The following is a 346-nucleotide window of genomic DNA, read 5'->3' as shown; positions in this document are numbered from 1 at the left end:
TGCTAGCGCAGCGGTATTGGCCAATGACGATGATGATTCACTCCAGATGCCACGCGCCGAGCAGCGCTGGATTTTCTGAGAACGCTTGAACCAGCCATTTATAGAGAGAGTAGCCATGTCAAAATCCGCGTTGTCATTTCTGGTCCTGGCGATTATGGCTGTGATCGTTGACCTGTTGCTTCCTGTCCAAGCGCACACCCTGAGCATCGCTGCCAACATCGCTGCAGGCGTGTTCGCCAGTCTTTTCGTAGTAGCGCTTTTTCTCGGCCGTCGTATCAAATTCGACCTGGTGCTTCGCTAATCTAAAAGGCATAGCACCAAAAGCTCACAACCCTCTCGCTCGACC

Annotated in this window: 1 protein-coding gene; it reads left to right on the top strand. The window is 52.6% G+C overall.

The features are described 5' to 3' along the window. Positions 1–115: 115 nt before the first annotated feature. Complete coding sequence (locus ALO43_RS15565) at positions 116–301, top strand: PA3371 family protein (RefSeq protein ID WP_054997772.1); 186 nt, start codon at positions 116–118, stop codon at positions 299–301. Positions 302–346 lie beyond the last annotated feature (45 nt).

The sequence above is a fragment of the Pseudomonas tremae genome (genome assembly GCF_001401155.1).
Taxonomy (GTDB): domain Bacteria; phylum Pseudomonadota; class Gammaproteobacteria; order Pseudomonadales; family Pseudomonadaceae; genus Aquipseudomonas; species Aquipseudomonas tremae.
The sequence above is the reverse complement of the archived record's forward strand: the minus strand, read 5'-3'. Positions and strand labels throughout refer to the sequence as shown.

What these genes read in the sequence shown, in the direction of transcription:
- ALO43_RS15565 (WP_054997772.1), top strand. Translation starts at nt 116, where the DNA reads ATGTCAAAATCCGCGTTGTCATTTCTGGTCCTGGCGATTATGGCTGTG.